Genomic DNA, 18,211 nt, shown 5'->3' with positions numbered 1-18,211 from the left:
GAAACGGGCCGCCTGCGCAAAGCAAGCGGCCCGTTCTTATTTTACTGAGGTATAGTTTTACTGACAGGCTATTCGCCTCTTTCAGCTCTGATGTCTTTCAATATCTGATCACCACCACGACCCAGAATCGTTTCAGCCAGCTTCACACCCAGTGATTCAGCTTCTGCCTGATCACCCTCAAACTTATCGTACAGGTGCTGCTGTCCATCCAGACTTACCAAACCACCCTGAATGCTCACCTTGCCTTCAGCTGTTAAGGTAGCCAGTGCGAAAGAAGGAATACTGCAGCCACCTTCCATCGTGCGCAGGAAAGCCCGTTCTGCCACCAGGCAAACATGGGTTTCTGCATGGTCAAGCGCGTCTTTTAGTTGCTGCTTTAGCTCCGGCTCCAGGTTGCGGGCACATTCCACAGCCACGCTGCCCTGACCAGCAGCAGGTATAAATTCGTTGTCCGGGAAGGTATGCACAATCAGGTCGTCGTAGCCCATGCGGAACACACCGGCATAGGCCAGCATGAGCGCATCAAACTGTCCGTCCTTGAGTTTCTGCAGGCGGGTTTGCAAGTTGCCGCGTGACTCGGCGGTAGTCACGTTCGGGTAGTATTTTCTGAGCAAAGCTTTGCGGCGAGTCGACGAAGTGCCAATTACTACCTTGCTGTCACGCTCCAGTTTGAAGTCCGGGTTGAAGGATAGAATGACATCGTTCACCTGCTCGCGCTCCATAAAGGCTACCAGTTCCAGATCCTCAGGTATAGACGACTGCACGTCTTTGGCGCTGTGCACGGCTATGTCAATGCTGCCGTCGCGCAGGCCTACTTCCAGTTCTTCAGTGAATACGCCTTTCGAGCCGATCTTGTCGAGGGAGCGGTCGAGTATCTGGTCGCCTTTGGTACTGATGATCACGATCTCAGTATCCAAGCCTGCGGCCTGAAGTTTGTCGGCCACGGCATGTGCCTGCCAAAGGGCCAGCTTACTGCCGCGTGTTCCGATGTTGATGGTTTTTATCGCTGTATTATTTTCCATGATATCTTCTTAGTTAGCATTGCGCAGGTACTGGGCGATCTGAATAGAGCTGTCCACGAACACCATTTTCGGATTGGCATTTCGCTCTATGTGATAATGTGCCTCGTTTAGTTCCTGCGTCAGTTTATCGGCATTGTTTTGTGTTATCAGCTTCGAGAACTTCTGTACGAAATCGAGCTCGTTTGAGGGCAAATAAGCGATCAGCGATGGATCTACACCGTAGAGCATCACTTTGCGGAAGAGGTTGAGCGCATAAAGCAGAAAGTTCTTCTGGTTCTCACGGCCCAGCTTCTGAAACTCCTCACTGAAGTCCACCACCTTGTCGAATTTGTAGCTGTAGCAGTTGCGCATCCAGTCGGTGAAGAAGGTGAAGTAGTCGCTGCTGACCTCGCTGGTGAGTTTGGTAGCGGCGTTCAGGCTACCTTCAGCCAATTGTGCTACCTGGTAAGCGGCTGTGTTATCAAGACCGTGCTTCTCCTGCAGGTATGAGATGACCTCACTTTCTGTGAAAGCCCGCACCTGCACAATCTGGGTACGGGAGGTAATGGTCGCCAGCAATTTCTCGGCCGATTGCGACACCAGCAGAAAAAGTGTTTTAGCGGGTGGTTCCTCCAGCAATTTGAGCAGCGCATTGGCGGCGAATGGGTGCATCAGTTCCGGTAGCCAGATCAGTACGATCTTATAATCACCTTCAAAGGCTTTCAGTGAAACCAGTTTCACTAATTGGCGGCTTTCCTCTTTGGAGATATTCCCTTGCTTGTTCTCGGCACCAATATGCTGCATCCACTCATTCAGCCCCTGATAGGGATTGGCCAGCACAAACTCCCGCCACTCCGTCAGGAACTTCTGGCTCAGTACATCCTTGGTCACCGACTTGGTGCTCGTCACCGGCATCACGAAGTTGAAATCGGGGTGCACCAGCTTGTTCATCTTCACGCAGCTATTGCACGTTCCACATGAATCATCAGCTTGCCGGTCCTCGCAGTTGATGTAGGTGGCATAGGCCAGCGCCATAGCCAGATTGGCACTTCCCTCCTGCCCCAGAAACAGCTGCGCATGCGCCACATGGTTTTGCCGCACCGAATTAACCAGCAAGGTTTTCGTTTCCTGATGTCCTATTATTTGAGAGAAATGCACGTTTAAATTGTTGTTGGTTGCTTATTGTTGATTGTTAATTATGCTGTTATCATTCCAGTGTTTTAAACCTGAGAGGCGGCCCCTTTGGCAATTAACAACCAACAATTATACTTTCCTATCCCACACCCGGTATTCGCGGGTTTGTTCAAAGATATCCGCCATAATATCCTGTTCTATTTTGTCATAAGCCAGGTTACGGCGCTCCATTACTTTCTCGGCTACTTCGTTTGCTTTGCGCAGCTGGAAGGTTTCGAAGCCAGCGGCGCCTCCCCAGGCGAAGGAAGGTATAAAGTTGCGCGGATACCCAGCCCCAAAGATGTTAGCACTCACACCTACTACTGTACCCGTATTGAACATGGTATTGATACCGCACTTACTGTGGTCGCCCATGATCAGGCCACAGAACTGCTGACCGGTGCTTTTGAAGCCGCCTTTGGCGTAGCTCCAGATCTTCACCTCGGCGTAGTTGTTTTTCAGGTTTGATGTATTCGTATCGGCACCCAGGTTGCACCATTCGCCTAACACCGAGTTGCCCAGGTAGCCTTCATGGCCTTTATTGGTATAGCCAAAGATCACCGAAGCCGCTACTTCACCGCCCACCTTTGAGAAAGGGCCAATGGTCACGTCACCCCGCATTTTGCCGCCCACGTTCACATTGCTGCCTTCACAGATCGCGAAAGGGCCTTTGACTACTGCGCCTTCATGTATCTGGGCATTCTTGCCGATGTAGATAGGTCCGTTTTCCGCATTGAGTATGGCCGCTCGGATTTTCACACCCTCTTCGATGAAGATATTCTCCTCGCCATACACCATGGTATACTTGTCTCCAACAGGTTGGCTTTTGCGACCTTCTGTCAGCACCTTGAAGTCGCTGCGAATCTGATTCCCGTTCTGCACGAAAATCTCCCACACCTCCCGGATGATGCTCTCAGGCATGCACTCTATTTTTTTGGAAGAGGAATGCATGACCAATTCGGCGGCGTCGTGCAGGTCCAGGTTGTCAGCATTTAGCGCAATCAGCATACCTTCGCAGTACAACCCTTCTCCTACCTTGAGGGCTTTGACCTGCTCTATTAGCTTTTCATCCGGGCAAACCGCACCATTTACAAAAACATTGTGCGTGACATAGTGCGCCGGAAACTTGTGCTGCAGGTATGTTTGCGTCAGGTATGACACAGTAGCACCTGCATATGCCTGCCACTTCTCCGCAATGGTCATTATACCAACGCGGATCTCGGCCACCGGCCTGGTGAAAGTCAGCGGCAATAGCGACTGCCGGATAACAGGTTCATCGAAGAGAATGATATTCATAGCTACAAAAATAGAAAAGTCTTCCCGAAATAGTTCAGGAAGACTGGCTTAATTACGTGTAATCTTTTCCCTAGTAGACCGTCAGCTCCACATTCTTTTCTTGTTGACCAGTAGGAAAGGTTTGGTTCTTGCCAAAGGAGTTCTGCCGGTAGGTATAGCCGGTTCCGATGAACACATTCTCTTCGGTATCCAGCACCGCAGGCACAGTTTTCCTGATCACTATTCTGTTAGCCCGCACAGGTACCTCTTTCAGGGCCATCGTAAAGGTGCTGTCGAAAACCACCGTTTCAATCGCATCTGCCACATCCCTGTTCGTTCGGGTAATCAAAAGCTTGATCGTTATAGCCTCCTCGGCATACTGGCTGTAAGAGAAATTCTGACTGCCAAATACCTGGAATACTACTGTTTTATCAACTGGCTCGGGCTCAGGTGTAACTTCTTCGGTTTTGTCGCAGGAGGCGAAGACCAAGAGCGACAGCATGGCAAACAGAGGGGTAGCTTTCAGTTTCATAGTCAGTGGTTTAGTAAGCGTCTATATATAGTTTTTGCTATAACAGAAACCGGGCCAAATGCCTCGACTGAAGGTAAAAATAAAAAAGTCTTCCCGATTTCTCAGGAAGACTTTTCTGAAACGTTTTAACCAGGTGGTATACCTGCTTATTTTTTCTTGTAACGTGTGTTGAAACGCTCCACACGACCCGCAGTATCCACAAAGATGTTTTTACCAGTGTAGAAAGGATGTGATGCAGAAGAAACTTCCACTTTGATCACTGGATACTCCTTGCCGTCTTCCATCGTGATTTTCTCGTCAGAGTTCATCGTAGAACGCGTGATGAATTTGAAATCACTCGTCATATCCTGAAATACCACATCTCTGTATTCTGGGTGAATGCCTTTTTTCATTATTATAAACGTTAATTAACCTTAATTTCTGAATCGGACTGCAAATTTAATAAGTATTTTTGAAATTAAAACGCTACTAACCAAATTATTTTACTCATTTACTCAGGTATGCAGTTGCTATCGATAATTATATAAATTTGTCTCAGGCACAGCGCCATACCTTACACCGATACCCACATGACACACCCACAGCAAAACCTGATACTCGACCAGGGCCAGATCCAGCAAAAGATCACCCGCATGGCTTATGAGGTATATGAGCAGAACTTTGAGGAACAGCCCCTTGTGCTGGCAGGCATACACCGCAACGGCTATACCCTGGCAGGCATGCTGGCACAGGAACTGGAGAAGATTTCACCTATCAAGGTAACGCTCCTGCAAGTCACACTCGACAAAACAGCTCCGCTACAAACACCGGTTGCCATCAGTCCGGAGGGAACTGCGCTCCAGAATGCCGTCGTGATTATTGTGGATGATGTGCTGAACACAGGCAAAACACTAGCCTATACCTTAAACGCCCTGCTGCCGCACAATCCCAAAAAAGTGGAGATCGCGACGCTGGTGAACCGGCACCATACCTTATTCCCGGTATCGTCTACCTATACCGGTTACTCGCTGGCCACTACCCTGCGGGAGCGTGTGGATGTGGTGCTCCAGGAAAATGAAATAGCAGCGTACCTGCATTAAAAATACTCTAGCGCCTTCTACAAAAGAAGGTGAAAACTCTAAACTGAAGCTATGCAGCTAAACAAAGAAGAAGTGGGCTTTATTGGCAAATGGGCCAAAGCGAAAGAAGGCGGTCAATGGCGCTACATTATCACACGCGGTTTGCTGTGGGGAGTGCTGGTCAGTATCTTATCAAACCTGCTCCAATCTTGGGATGATTTGAGAGCATGGGACACGTCGGCACTTGCCCATAGTTTCATCTCCTCAGACTTCCTGATCAGACTATTCATTTACAGCGCAGTAGGGATGGGTCTTCACGCCTACTACTGGAACTTCAACACCAAACGATACAATCAACTAAAGACGCTGGAAAGGCGTTCGCAGGACGTAGCATCGCCCATGAACGGCTAAAAGAGGTTCCTGTTAATCCAAATATACCTTAGCACGTACTATTCAGCTTGGTACCGGACTACTAATTTAGGTTATCCTCAATCCGGCGAATCCTGATACTGACAAACTATGAAAGAACTCTGCTTTGCCACCAATAACAAAAACAAAGTAGCCGAAGTGAGCCGCATGCTTGAAGGCAAGTATAAACTGCTCACCCTCGAAGACATCGGCTGCCACGAGGAGCTGGCCGAGGACCAGGACACGCTGGAAGGTAACTCCCGCCAAAAGGCGCAATACGTGTGGGAGAAATATAAAGTCAACTGCTTTGCCGACGACACAGGCTTGGAGGCAGATGCCATCTGCGGCGAGCCAGGTGTGTACTCTGCCCGCTATGCCGGCCCGCAGCGCAACGACGCCGACAATATCCGCCACTTACTCAAGAACCTAGAGGGCCACGACGTCCGCCGTGCCCGCTTCCGCACTTCCATCACCTTATTCCTCGACGGGCAGGAGCATCAGTTCGAAGGTACCGTGAACGGTCAGATTACCACCGAGTGGAAAGGAAATAAGGGTTTTGGCTACGACCCGGTGTTTGTACCGGAGGGTTATGACCGTACTTTCGCAGAGATGACACCAGAGGAAAAAAACGCCATCAGTCATCGTGGCGAGGCCATCCGTAAGCTGGTGGAATTTTTGAAAGCACAATAGCGTTGGGGAGGTAAAATAATTAGCACAGGCTGTAGCCACATTGGCCTTAAAAGACTAATTTTGTAGCCTGATACCATAACTTCCAATGCAAAAGCCATTCATCGTCGGAATTACAGGAGGTAGTGCTTCAGGGAAAACCACTTTTTTGAATAGACTACTTGCTTCTTTCTCGCCTGAGAATATTTGTCTGATCTCTCAGGATAACTATTACAAAGACCGCGAGCACCAGACCCGCGACCTCAACGGGGTTGTCAACTTCGACCTCCCTTCCTGCATCGACGACGACGCTTATGCACAGGACATCCTGCAGTTGAGCCGTGGCGAAAGCGTTTTCCGCAAAGAGTATACCTTCAACAACCCAAACGTAGTGCCAAAGCAGCTGGAGTTCAAGCCAGCACCGATCGTGGTGGTAGAGGGTATTTTTGTTTTCTATTTCGAGGAGATCGCCAAACTGCTGGACCTGAAAGTATACATCGACGCCAAAGAGTACATCAAGCTGCAGCGTCGCATCGTGCGCGACAAAGTGGAGCGCGGCTATGACCTGGACGATGTGCTGTACCGCTATACCCACCATGTGGCACCTACTTACGAGAAGTACATCAAGCCTTACAAGAACGACGCAGACATCATCATCCCGAACAACGAGAATTTCGACCGCGGGCTGGATGTGCTGACCACATACCTTAACTCCAAAATAAAATAATGCGACACAAGTTCGTAGTAATCGGCCTCGGTATCTTCGGCAACTCCATTGCCCGCACACTTGCTGAACGTGGCGCGGAGGTACTCGCCATCGACAATGACGAAGACCACGTGGAAGCCATCAAGGACGAAGTGGCCTATGCCGTTGCCCTTGACGCGACCGACATCCGCGCCCTCGAAGCCCAAAACGTGCAGGACATGGACGCGGCCATTGTGGCCATCGGCGAGGACTTCGAGGCTTTGCTGATTACTACAGCTAACCTGCAGGAGCTGAACATTAAACGGGTGATCACACGTGCCTCCAACAAACAGCAGCGTCGTATTCTGGAGAAAATGGGCGTGCAGGAGATCCTGTCGCCGGAGGGAGAAGTTGGTAAAACTGTAGCCGAGCGCCTGCTGCAGCCAAACATCCGCACCTTCCTGCCGCTGCCTGACAACTACGAGATCGTGGAGATCAACACCCCGCGTGGTATCGCCAACAAAAGCTTGGCTAAAATATCACTGCGCGAGAAGTATAACCTCAACATGATCACGATTAAGCGCTTCTTTGAGGAGATCCAGGACGGTAAACCGACACAGGTGGAGCACATCATCGGTGTTCCGAAGGCCGACACTATCATCTATCCTTCTGACATTCTGATTCTTATCGGGAAAAAGCACGATATCAAACGATTTATTGATATAAACCGCTAACAGGTTTTATTTTTCAACGAAAGCTTTTACATTTGCTTTCTATATGCCAAACGCAAACGCTATACTTCCACACTTCCGTCATCTTTTGATGACCGTAACCCTGCTTTGGGCGCTTATGCTCAATGGACAGGAAGTGGTGGCGTATACCTACACGGCGCAAGGCATCCCTGTAAAGTCGGCCTCCCAACTGGCCACGGCTCCGCAGGAAAAAACGGTTATCAAGCAAAAGGTTACGCTGGAGGCTACTACTTCCTTCGTAGTGCTCAACTTAGAGCAGGATGCGCTGAAGCCCACTCCTATACCTGCCTTTGCTATACCTACTGATGAAGCGCTGCCTGCTTATGCGGCCAGAGCACCCGGTGTTGGCTTCGTTGCCCGCTTCCTCCCTATTTCCATTCAACCCAACGCTCCCTAAGCGAACCCTTTCCCCACAGGCCCTCCCATGGTCCTGACCCGTTGCGCATACCTTTTTCTCAGGTATAGCGGAACAGCATCACAGCATTTATTGGTTATTATAAGATAGCACCGCTGTGATCCTCAGAGCATTATCATTATTTCAACTATACTTTATTTATCAACCAACCCATGCGGAATAAGAATTTTATTATCGTTATGACTCTGATAGTATCGGCGCTCTGCCTGTACTACCTGTCATTCTCGTTCGTTGCCCGCAGTGTGCAAAAAGACGCTGAGGCCTACGCCACAGACGCACAAGGCAACGTAGACCACGCCCAGCAGCAGTCATACCTTGACTCGGTGTGGAGAGAGCCTGTTTACAACTTCCTTGGTGCTGAGTATACCTACCAGGAGGTAAAAGAAAACGAACTGGGCCTTGGCCTTGACCTTCGTGGCGGTATGCACGTGGTTTTGGAAGTGTCTCCTATCGAGATCATCAAGTCAATGTCTGGCAACAGCAAAGACCCTAACTTCCTCAAAGCACTTGCCCGTGCGCAGGAAATGCAGCGCAACAGCCAGGAGAAATTCACTTCCCTGTTCGCTGAAGCCTTCAGAGAAATTGAGCCAGACGGTCGTCTGAGCCGCATCTTCTCTAACACAGCCAACCGTGGCAAGATCAGCTACGAATCCAGCAACGCTGATGTAATCAACGCGATTGATACGGAAGTAGAAGATGCCATTGAGCGTTCATTCAACATCCTGCGTACACGTGTGGATAAATTCGGTGTGAGCCAGCCAAACATCCAGCGCCTGGGCAACAGCGGTCGTATCCAGATCGAATTGCCAGGCATCGACAACCCTGACCGTGTGCGCAAGCTCCTGCAGGGTATGGCCAACCTGGAGTTCTGGGAAGTATGGACTCCTGAAGAAGTTTCTCCTTATTTCACACAGCTGAGCGAGCACCTGAACGCAGAAGAAAAAGCGGGTCGTCTGAACATCGGCCGTTCTTCAACAGCCCGCACACAGTCTTCTGCTACTACGCCAGCTACCGTACAGGATGCTGCTGCTGACGACGTACTGGCACAAGCTGCCGCTACCTCTAACGACACTGCCGCCGCTGCTTCTACCGACACAACAGCCCTTGCTTCTGCCGCACAGACTGACTCTGCTGATGCGCTTCAGTCACTTCAGGAAGAGCAAATGGGTGTAATGGGCCGTCTATTCACGATGATGCCAGGTGGTATCGGTGCTAATGTGCGCGACACTGCCAAAATCAACGAAATCTTCAACAGACCTGATGTTCGTTCTATCTTCCCTCCTAATATGAAGTTCCTGTGGGGCGTGAAGCCACTTGTGGGTGACAACCGTCAGGAATTCGTAGAGTTCTACGCTGTGAAGAAAGGCCGTGATGGCAAAGCACCTATGACAGGTGATGCCGTAAACGATGCCCGTCAGGACTTTGACCAGAACGGTCGTCCGGAGATCAACATGACCATGACACCTGCTGGTAGCAAGCGTTGGGCTAAACTGACAGGCGACAACGTAGGCCGTCAGGTAGCGATCGTACTTGATAACTATGTATACTCTGCTCCAGTGGTGCAGGGCGAGATTACAGGTGGTAACTCTTCTATCACAGGTAACTTTACTATTGAAGAAGCAAAAGACCTTGCCAACATCCTGAAGGCCGGTAAGATGCCAGCTCCTACCCGTATCGTGGAAGAAGCCATCGTAGGTCCATCATTAGGTCAGGAAGCTATCAACCAAGGTCTGATCTCTACAATCGCTGGTCTGATCATGGTTGTTATCTTCATGATCGCTTACTACAGCCGTGGCGGTTTCATTGCTGACCTTGCCTTGCTGTTCAACGTGTTCTTCATCCTGGGTGTACTTGCTCAGTTTGGCGCGGCCCTTACCTTGCCTGGTATCGCCGGTATCGTACTGACACTAGGTATGGCCGTGGATGCGAACGTACTGATATTTGAGCGTATGCGTGAAGAGTCACTCAAAGGTCTCAGCATGCGTGAAGTGATCAACAAAGGTTATGACAAAGCTTTCTCGACTATCTTGGATGCGAACGTAACAACCTTCATTGTAGGCTTTATCCTATACTTCTTCGGTTCTGGTCCTGTGAAAGGCTTTGCGATCACCCTGATGATCGGTATCGTGACTTCATTCTTTACTTCTGTATTCATTTCAAGAATCCTGGTAGAGCGTGTGTTCAAGAAGAGCGGTAAACTGTCATTCGGTACTGCCCTTTCAGCTAACATGTTCCGCAACGTGAAGTTCGATGTGATGAAGTTCAGAAAGCCAGCTTATGCTTTCTCACTTGCTGTGATCGTATTTGGCTTCGTGGCCATGTACATCAACGGTGGCCCTAACCTGGGTGTTGACTTCAAAGGTGGTCGTTCTTATGTTGTAAACTTCGACCAAGCTATTGCAGCTCCGGATGTTCGTTCAGCCCTGTTGGATGACTTTGAGTCTGCTGGTACAGAAGTGAAGACATTCGGTGCTTCTAACCGTGTGAAGATCACAACCAGCTGGTTGGCAGATGATGAAAGCATTCAGGCTGACGAGCGTGTGAAAGCTGCTCTGATGCAGGGGCTGGAGCAATACAGCAACCAGAATCCGGAAATCCTGAGCTCTTCTAAAGTAGGTGCTACCATGGCCGACGATATCCAGAAAACAGCACTTGTGGCCGTATTGCTGGCGCTCGTAGGTATCTTCATCTATGTGATGCTACGTTTCAGCAAGTGGCAGTTCTCACTGGGTGGTGTGGTTGCCTTGCTGCACGACGCCCTAATGATCATCGCCGTGTTCTCTATCTTCGACCTGTTTGGTGTATCTTACGAAATGGACCAGGTGTTCATTGCAGCGGTACTGACGATCATCGGTTTCTCCATTAACGATACCGTAGTAATCTTTGACCGTGTACGTGAGTACATGCACGACAACCCGAACAAGCCGCTGCGTGACATCGTGAACCCAGCCCTGATCAGCACGTTCAGCCGTACGATCATCACGTCACTTACCCTGTTTGTAGTGGTGGTGATCCTGTTCATCTTCGGTGGTGAAGTACTGAGAGGCTTCTCGTTCGCCATGATCATCGGCGTACTGGCTGGTACCTACTCTTCCCTGTTCATCGCGACGCCAATCGTGGTGGATACTGTGAAAGAGAAAGTAACGCCAGCTGTATCTGCTAAAGTAGCTTAAGTTAAGCTCAGCATATAAACAGAAAACTCCCGCCTCTGCAAAGGGGCGGGAGTTTTTTTGTTCTGGCGTTCTGGTTAATTTAACACCATGAAGCATTTTAGTATAAGCTACAGCGACAATTGGCGGTCCTTTCCTATGGCATATTGGGTGCATATAGAGCAGGACGGCGTGCCCTGGTATGCTGCTCAAGCTTTCGATCCGCCAGCACCCCAGAAAAACGCAAACGGTATGTACAAAATCTATCATATAGAAGTTGATGGATTTACTTTTGTGTTTTCATCGGTCGAGCAGCTTGACCATTGCATCGATATCCTTTCGATGAAATTGCTGCCAACCACTAGGGCATTAAGCGAGAAAAGGCCTGGCCACATGGGGCCTAACTCCCATTGGCTGAGCAGACTGCCAGCACACGTGAAACCGTGGTCCTATCGACAAAAAGCAGTTAAATACCTTTCCAAAATCAAAGACGAGTTAAAGCACACAAAATGATGCGTTATACTTAGAAACGCGCACCCGACTGCCTGTGAAGATGAAGCAGCAGAACTAATCATGATGTATGCGTTATGATACGATCACAAAATATAAAGGCCGGCTCCCTTAACAGAGAGCCGGCCTTTATATTATGGATTGTTGGGCTTGCTTAGATCGTCACACCGTCAGCCACTACTTCCTGTACTTCAGGAACCATGCGCTTCAGCAGGTTCTCAATACCAGCCTTCAGTGTAACAGTGGCAGATGGACAGCCGCTGCAAGAACCTTGCAGGTGTACAGTTACCACACCGTCTTTGTAAGACTTGAAGGAGATGTTACCACCATCCTGCTCTACAGCCGGACGCACATAGTTTTCCAGCAGGTCAGTTACTTTCTTCGCGATTGCAGCATCGTCATCAGACACCTCTCCGTTTGATTCAGTGCTTGTGGCTGGCTTGTTTGCCTGGAAACCTTCAACGAAGATCGGGCCACCTGCCTCTACATACGACTTCAGGAAGGTGCGCAGCTCAGGTATAAGCTTCACCCACTCGATGTTAGCGGCTTTGGTTACTGTCACGAAGTTGCTGGCGATGAACACACGCGACACATAATCAAAATTGAAGAGCTCTTGTGCCAAAGGTGAATCAGCAGCACTCTCTAAGTTAGGATAGTCCACGCTCTGGCCGTCTGGCAGAAGGCCTACGTTCATCACAAACTTCATGGACTCGGGGTTCGGGTTAGCTTCGGCATATACCGAAACTGTCTTTTCTTTATTATCTAACATGGATATCAGCGTTTTATGTTAAAACTTAGGCCTGCGCCTTAAAGTTTCCAAAATTACTCAATTATTCTGACAAGTGATAGTGCCTCGCAAAGGCGCACAGCTCACAAAACAGCAAGACACTTGTACATTTCTTGTATATAGAGCAGGTATCGTGCCGCATTAGCGATGTCTATACAACAATTTGGTTAGCTATTTAGCCCAGAAAATGTAACTTTGTGACGCAGTTAAATTTTTGTCCCGACTAAACACACAGCACGTTTAACATGCTTTACAACTACATTCTGCTGGCGCAAGCGCAGCATGCCGTTCCTGGTTTTCTGATTATCCCTTTCCTGCTCCTGATCGGACTTATTGCAAGTGGTCCTATCTTTTTCGGGCACTTTTGGGAACACAACTATAAGAAAATAGCCGTTACACTTGGTCTGACCGTGTTGGCTTACTATCTGTTTGTGCTGGGTGATGTACACATGCCAGCCCATACCCTGGCCGAATATTTTACATTCGCTGTACTGCTTAGCTCCCTCTACATTGCGGCCGGCGGTATATACCTGAATGTGAATGCCAAAGCAACGCCACTCATAAACGTGGCGCTGGTAGCCGTAGGTGCTGTTTTAGCCAACTTCATTGGTACCACAGGAGCTTCCCTGCTTCTGATTCGTCCGTTTATGCGCCTCAATGCGCACCGACTCAAGCCTTACCAGATCGTATTCTTTATCTTTATTGTGAGTAACGCGGGTGGTCTGTTGACGCCGCTTGGTGATCCGCCGCTGTTCATCGGCTTCATCAAAGGCGTACCGTTCTTCTGGACGCTACAGCACCTTTTCATTCCGTGGGTAATCTCTATCATCCTGCTTTGCACACTGTTCTATTTTGTGGATAGCCGCAACAAAGGAGATGAAATCGTAGCTCACCTCGACACACCAGAGCCAAGCACAGGCAAAACAGAATTCAGCTTCACCGGTCGTCGTAACCTGTTCTGGCTGGCCATCATTATCGGTGCCGTGTTCCTGGACCCGAACGTGATCGATGCTCTGCCACACATCTACTACGACGGCAACAAGTTCTCTTACATCCGTGAGATAATCCAGCTATCAGCTGCCTTCATGTGCTTCCGTTTCTCAAGCAAAGAAGCCCTGGCAGGTAACCAGTTCAACTTCCATCCTATTCTGGAAGTAGTGTTCCTGTTCTTCGGTATCTTCTTTACCATGATGCCAGCCCTGCAGCTTTCAGCCGAGATTGCCTCGTCGCCTGCTTACGCTAACTTCATCACACCAAATTTCCTGTACTGGGCAACGGGCTCACTATCTGGCTTCCTGGATAATGCCCCAACTTATGCCAACTTCCTTTCACTGGCTATGGCAAAGTTTGACCTGGCTCAGAACAACGTAGAGGATGTTAGGCAGTTTGCTGCCGGTACTTCTGCCGCAGGTATGGAAACATTGATTCAGCTCGAAGCCATCTCGTTAGCAGCCGTACTTTTCGGTGCCTTCACTTACATTGGTAACGGACCTAACTTCATGGTTAAAGCGATTGCGGAAAGTGCTGGTGTGAAAATGCCATCATTCTTCGCTTACATTCTGCGTTACTCTATCCCATTCCTGCTTCCGATCTTCCTGCTGGTTTGGTTCCTGGTGGTGCACCTGAGACTGTTCTAAAACCTAAGGTATAGCTATAATAGAAGAGCCGCTCCTTTGTGAAGGAAGCGGCTCTTTTTAATTTCAGTAACAAGTACAAAAGGTCATTACAACTTATTAACCCGCTGCCTCAACAGGAAATCAGCCAGCACGAGCGCAGCCATTGCATCTACGATCGGCACGGCCCGTGGCAGCACACAGGGGTCATGACGGCCTTTGCCTTGCAGGGTGATCTCCTCACCGGCATCGTTAATGGTCTGCTGGGGCTTCAGGATGGTTGCCACAGGCTTGAAGGCTACATTGAAGTAGATATCCTGCCCATTGCTGATGCCCCCCTGTATACCTCCTGAATGGTTGGTACGGGTACGCACATTGCCTTCTTCGTCGGTATAGAACTGGTCGTTGTGTTCCGAGCCGCGCAGCTTCACACCTTCAAAGCCACTTCCGTACTCGAAGCCTTTTACAGCGTTGATGCTCAGCATAGCCTTGCCCAGTTCGGCGTGCAACTTATCGAATACTGGCTCTCCTAAGCCTGATGGCACACTCTGTACCACGCAGCTCACTACGCCGCCAATGGTATCCAGATTATCGCGTGCATCTTCTATCAGGCCGATCATGCGGGCGGCAATTTTCCCATCAGGGCAGCGCACCTTATTGCTGTCGATCTGCGACAAGTCCAGCTTTGTATAGTGCTTGCGGAGCTTTACATGGCCCACCTGCGACACATAGGAGCGCACCGTGATGCCATAATGCTGCAGGAGTTTAGCGGCCAAAGCACCGGCAGCCACACGTGCCACGGTTTCACGGGCTGAGCTGCGGCCGCCACCACGATGATCGCGCAGGCCATACTTGGCAGTATAGGTATAGTCGGCATGTGACGGCCGGAATGCCTGCGCCACATGCGAGTAATCGTGGCTTGCCTGGTCCTTGTTGCCTACCACCATCGCAATAGGCGTGCCTGTGGTACGACCTTCAAACACGCCTGAAAGTATAGTTACCTTATCTTCTTCTTTGCGGGGTGTGGTGATGTCTGACTGGCCTGGCCGACGGCGGTCAAGGGCAGCCTGTATCTCGTCTGTGGTTATCTCCAGACCTGCCGGACAGCCGTCCACGATCACGCCCACTGCTGGGCCATGTGACTCCCCGAAGGTGGTTATTCTGAAAATCTTGCCGTATGTGTTGCTCATTTGGTTTTGCGGTATTTTAAGAAGATAAACCCTGATACAGCCAAAAGCACCAGCAGAATGATGTTGGTATAGCGCTTAATGGCCTCATCCTGGTAAATGCTAACCAGTGTATGGTCTTCGTTTTCGATGATCTTGTAAAAAGGCCCCAGGTCGCGGGCCAGCACCATGGTACCTGCATCGGCTATACCTGTTACCGTCACGCTCAGCTCAGATCGCAGTGTATCGTAGGTAGCGGTCACCGGATTGAAGTAAATCCACTGAAAGTCATCGGCCAGATTATAAGTGCCAGGCACACGTCCCAGCACCGAGTAGCTAAAACGCTTCATACCCTGCACACGTCCGGCACGCAACGTAATATCCTGCTGCAGATCGGGCGGATAGAAGTCTAACGTCCCTGTAGTAGTAGGGCTTGGGGGCATGATCGCAGCCAGATTGCCTTCCCCTTCCAGCTCAAACATGTACCTAAAGCTTTTGTTCAGCGGCACTGACTTGCTTGACAGCCCTTCGCGCAACGTATATTCTCCCACAGGTACTACATCGCGCAGCGGGTGCGGCGGCAATTCTTTCACAGGTATGATGCGCTCACGGGCAAAGAAAGTCTTGTACCCTTCAAGGCGGTCTTCCAGTAGGGTAGGATTGACGGCCACTTTGTATTTGAGCATGCGCAGTGAAAGCTTCGGGAAATGCAGCGGCTCAGTTGTGAGCGGGTATAGCACGGCTTCGAATAGCCTGAAGCGCAGGTATGGCTTTCCCTGCACGATCACCTGCTCAGGAGTTACCTCGTCTATTTCAAACACCTCCTCCCAGGCATTGGGCTGTTTCAGTTGACGAAGTATACCTGTTATCTGGTTGCCAAAATCATGGAAATCAAGCAGCCGTTGATCTTCCTCTGCTAGGTAGAAGTAGAGCACAATGTTCAGGCCCTCTCCCACGTATACCTCTTTTTTGTCGGTATAAAGCGTGAGAAAGGCATTGTCTTCCTGATCCACATACTCCTGGGGCTGCTCCTCTCCCTGCTCCGGCTGCTGTGGAATCACCAGGTCAGGCCCCTGCGGACTGACAGCAGCCATTGGCCCCACTTTGATCTTCATGCCGGGAGATTGCAAAGCCTGTCCATTCACGGTCATGTTAAACGGCTTTAGTTCGTAGTCGCCCTCGGCCAGGGCTGCGTAATTCTGGGTAATGGTGAGCACGGTGGTGGTTTTACCTCCTGCTATGACCGTTTTGGTGGACGAGAAGCGATTACTTTTTTTGAATCCTTCTATCTCCGGAAAAGGCGAGTAGTCTTTTAGTTGCTGATCCTGCAGTCTGATGGAAACCGTGAAGTAGGTGTTGATCGGCAGTGGACTTTTCCCCAACTCAATACGGGCCTGCTGCGCAAAGGCAGGCACCAATACCGACAGGTATAACAGCACAAGTAGGAAAGTAAGGCGCATAATTCAGGTATAATAGCAAATTTACAAATTCTTGTCGCTATCCACCGGAATATTATTGTCCAATTCTTAGGGGCCCTCCAATTTTTTGCACCTTTCCCTGATTCCCCATTTCTGTGAAATACGAGCCTTTTATGAACGTTCTATTAGTAGCTAAGAGATAGAAATCGTCAGTGCATTATCATTCAAAATCAGCTGATTAACTAAAAATTCTACAAATTAATCAAAACTGAATCAACTTTTTAGACTAATTTCGTATATCAGATTAGAATACCGAATTACCATATACAAAAATGCTGGAGTACGTTAAAACGATCTTGTTGAAGGTAAGCTTTGACAGAAAGCTGTTTGAAAAAGAACTGAGAAAAGCCTTCAAGGTTTTGATCCCAGAGGAGCTAAAACAGCTGAAACAATGGTGCTATGAAAAGTTCTCGGAGATGTATCTCTTTGTGTTGAACAAGGTTTTCTCCAGAGCTCAGGTCTGAGAACCGGGGCCTTGTTCCACAAAGCGGATATTGCGCACTAGGCCATTGTAACCTGTTCGTTTCACAGCTGATTTCTTGAACAGCTGCGCAAAGACTTCCTGCGTGATTTCCTCCCAGTCCGATTTTTTCATTTCCTTGAGCTGCGGGTGCGGCTCAAAGGCAGGCTCTTGGTGTGGCTTGCTAAAACGGTTCCAGGGACAAACGTCCTGGCAAATGTCGCATCCGAATATCCAATTTCCAAACTTCCCGTTCATCTCCGTTGGCAACTGGTCTTTCAGTTCAATGGTGAAGTAAGAGATGCACTTACTCCCGTCTACCATATAAGGCGCCACGATCGCATCAGTCGGGCAGGCATCCAGGCAGCGGGTGCAGGAACCGCAATAGTCTTTGATGGGGCCATCATACTCAAGCTCCAGATCAATGATCAATTCAGCGATGAAGTAGAAACTGCCCACCTGTGGTGTGATCAGGTTCGAGTTCTTGCCAACCCAGCCCAGTCCGCTTTTCTTAGCCCAGGCCTTATCGAGCACCGGGGCCGAGTCTACGAAGCAACGGCCGCCTACCTCCCCTACCTCCGCGTTGATATAGTTTAGTAGCGTCTTCAGCTTGTCTTTGATGACAAAGTGATAATCGGTGCCGTAAGCGTACTTTGATACTTTGTAAGTATCTTCCTCAGACTGCTGATTTTCTTTCTCCGGGTAGTAGTTAAGCAGCAGCGACACCACCGATTTGGCTCCCTCTACCAACAGGCGCGGGTCCAGTCGCTTATCGAAATGGTTCTCCATGTAGTGCATCTGCCCGTGCATGTTCTGCTTGAGCCAGTTCTCCAACCGTGGAGCCTCCTCTTCCAGAAAATCAGCCTTGGAAACGCCGCAGTACATAAAGCCCAGTTCCTGCGCTTTCTGCTTGATGAGGTATGTGTATTGTGCTTTGTTCAAAATATGCGTGTCGCTCAGGTATAGCTATACCTGGAGAAGAACAAATTTACGGAGAAATAAATCCGATTCGCACCTATTTTGCCAAGCTCACCAGGCCTTTTGCTTTTATGCTGCCCTAATCGCCCGCTTTTGGACAGTGCT

19 protein-coding genes are annotated in these 18,211 nt (G+C 49.5%); 10 read left to right on the top strand and 9 right to left on the bottom strand.

What is annotated here, in order from left to right:
* Positions 1–68: 68 nt before the first annotated feature.
* The 5 genes from hemC to Q1A54_RS02680 form a co-directional block, all read right to left on the bottom strand.
* A complete protein-coding gene (hemC, locus tag Q1A54_RS02700; RefSeq protein ID WP_299984868.1) occupies positions 69–1,022 on the bottom strand; it encodes a hydroxymethylbilane synthase in 954 nt (317 codons plus the stop codon).
* A gap of 9 nt (positions 1,023–1,031) precedes the next feature.
* The gene (locus Q1A54_RS02695; protein ID WP_299984866.1) at positions 1,032–2,159 is read right to left on the bottom strand and encodes a DNA polymerase III subunit delta; all 1,128 of its coding nucleotides are present in this window, start codon (positions 2,157–2,159) and stop codon (positions 1,032–1,034) included.
* A 105-nt stretch (positions 2,160–2,264) separates the two neighbouring features.
* Positions 2,265–3,470, bottom strand: coding sequence for a GlmU family protein (locus Q1A54_RS02690; RefSeq protein WP_299984865.1), 1,206 nt, complete (start codon positions 3,468–3,470; stop codon positions 2,265–2,267).
* 70 nt (positions 3,471–3,540) lie between these two features.
* Entirely contained in the window at positions 3,541–3,981 is a 441-nt protein-coding gene (locus Q1A54_RS02685) for a hypothetical protein (protein WP_299984863.1), read from the bottom strand.
* Positions 3,982–4,127: 146 nt separating this feature from the next.
* A complete protein-coding gene (locus tag Q1A54_RS02680) occupies positions 4,128–4,373 on the bottom strand; it encodes a type B 50S ribosomal protein L31 (protein ID WP_007652115.1) in 246 nt (81 codons plus the stop codon).
* Positions 4,374–4,550: 177 nt separating this feature from the next.
* Between Q1A54_RS02680 and Q1A54_RS02675 the strand changes: the two genes are divergently transcribed.
* The 8 genes from Q1A54_RS02675 (at position 4,551) to Q1A54_RS02640 (ending at position 11,627) form a co-directional block, all read left to right on the top strand.
* Entirely contained in the window at positions 4,551–5,060 is a 510-nt protein-coding gene (locus Q1A54_RS02675; protein WP_299984860.1) for a phosphoribosyltransferase family protein, read from the top strand.
* 51 nt (positions 5,061–5,111) lie between these two features.
* Positions 5,112–5,450, top strand: a complete 339-nt coding sequence (locus Q1A54_RS02670) for a hypothetical protein (protein ID WP_299984858.1) — start codon at positions 5,112–5,114, stop codon at positions 5,448–5,450.
* 108 nt (positions 5,451–5,558) lie between these two features.
* The gene (locus tag Q1A54_RS02665) at positions 5,559–6,137 is read left to right on the top strand and encodes a non-canonical purine NTP diphosphatase (RefSeq protein ID WP_299984856.1); all 579 of its coding nucleotides are present in this window, start codon (positions 5,559–5,561) and stop codon (positions 6,135–6,137) included.
* A gap of 85 nt (positions 6,138–6,222) precedes the next feature.
* Positions 6,223–6,840 (top strand): uridine kinase, encoded by a 618-nt coding sequence (udk, locus tag Q1A54_RS02660; protein ID WP_299984854.1) that lies wholly within the window; start codon positions 6,223–6,225, stop codon positions 6,838–6,840.
* On the top strand, positions 6,840–7,532 hold the full coding sequence (locus tag Q1A54_RS02655; protein WP_007652125.1) for a TrkA family potassium uptake protein: 693 nt from the start codon (positions 6,840–6,842) through the stop codon (positions 7,530–7,532). The genes udk and Q1A54_RS02655 overlap by 1 nt, the downstream gene beginning before the upstream one ends.
* Before the next feature lie 43 nt (positions 7,533–7,575).
* Complete coding sequence (locus Q1A54_RS02650) at positions 7,576–7,947, top strand: RNA methyltransferase (protein WP_299984851.1); 372 nt, start codon at positions 7,576–7,578, stop codon at positions 7,945–7,947.
* Positions 7,948–8,117: 170 nt separating this feature from the next.
* Positions 8,118–11,138 carry a protein translocase subunit SecDF gene (gene secDF / locus Q1A54_RS02645; RefSeq protein WP_196114231.1) on the top strand — a complete coding sequence of 1,007 codons (3,021 nt, stop codon included), beginning with the start codon at positions 8,118–8,120 and terminating at the stop codon, positions 11,136–11,138.
* 87 nt (positions 11,139–11,225) lie between these two features.
* On the top strand, positions 11,226–11,627 hold the full coding sequence (locus tag Q1A54_RS02640; protein WP_299984848.1) for a hypothetical protein: 402 nt from the start codon (positions 11,226–11,228) through the stop codon (positions 11,625–11,627).
* Between the two features lie 151 nt (positions 11,628–11,778).
* Here the strand turns inward: Q1A54_RS02640 and Q1A54_RS02635 are convergent, their stop codons facing one another.
* Positions 11,779–12,393, bottom strand: a complete 615-nt coding sequence (locus tag Q1A54_RS02635) for a NifU family protein (RefSeq protein WP_196114229.1) — start codon at positions 12,391–12,393, stop codon at positions 11,779–11,781.
* A 263-nt stretch (positions 12,394–12,656) separates the two neighbouring features.
* Here Q1A54_RS02635 and Q1A54_RS02630 point away from each other — a divergent pair, with 263 nt between their 5' ends.
* Positions 12,657–14,048, top strand: a complete 1,392-nt coding sequence (locus Q1A54_RS02630) for a sodium:proton antiporter (RefSeq protein ID WP_196114228.1) — start codon at positions 12,657–12,659, stop codon at positions 14,046–14,048.
* Positions 14,049–14,134: 86 nt separating this feature from the next.
* Here the strand turns inward: Q1A54_RS02630 and aroC are convergent, their stop codons facing one another.
* A complete protein-coding gene (gene aroC, locus Q1A54_RS02625; RefSeq protein ID WP_299984845.1) occupies positions 14,135–15,214 on the bottom strand; it encodes a chorismate synthase in 1,080 nt (359 codons plus the stop codon).
* Positions 15,211–16,650 carry a BatD family protein gene (locus tag Q1A54_RS02620; RefSeq protein ID WP_299984843.1) on the bottom strand — a complete coding sequence of 480 codons (1,440 nt, stop codon included), beginning with the start codon at positions 16,648–16,650 and terminating at the stop codon, positions 15,211–15,213. The genes aroC and Q1A54_RS02620 overlap by 4 nt, the downstream gene beginning before the upstream one ends.
* Positions 16,651–16,940: 290 nt before the next feature.
* Here Q1A54_RS02620 and Q1A54_RS02615 point away from each other — a divergent pair, with 290 nt between their 5' ends.
* Complete coding sequence (locus tag Q1A54_RS02615) at positions 16,941–17,132, top strand: hypothetical protein (RefSeq protein WP_007653987.1); 192 nt, start codon at positions 16,941–16,943, stop codon at positions 17,130–17,132.
* Here Q1A54_RS02615 and queG read toward each other — a convergent pair.
* Positions 17,123–18,070 carry a tRNA epoxyqueuosine(34) reductase QueG gene (gene queG / locus Q1A54_RS02610; RefSeq protein WP_299984840.1) on the bottom strand — a complete coding sequence of 316 codons (948 nt, stop codon included), beginning with the start codon at positions 18,068–18,070 and terminating at the stop codon, positions 17,123–17,125. The two genes, Q1A54_RS02615 and queG, sit on opposite strands and share 10 nt — an antisense overlap.
* Between the last annotated feature and the right edge of the window lie 141 nt (positions 18,071–18,211).

Source organism: uncultured Pontibacter sp., assembly GCF_947502515.1.
Lineage (GTDB): Bacteria > Bacteroidota > Bacteroidia > Cytophagales > Hymenobacteraceae > Pontibacter.
The sequence above is the reverse complement of the archived record's forward strand: the minus strand, read 5'-3'. Positions and strand labels throughout refer to the sequence as shown.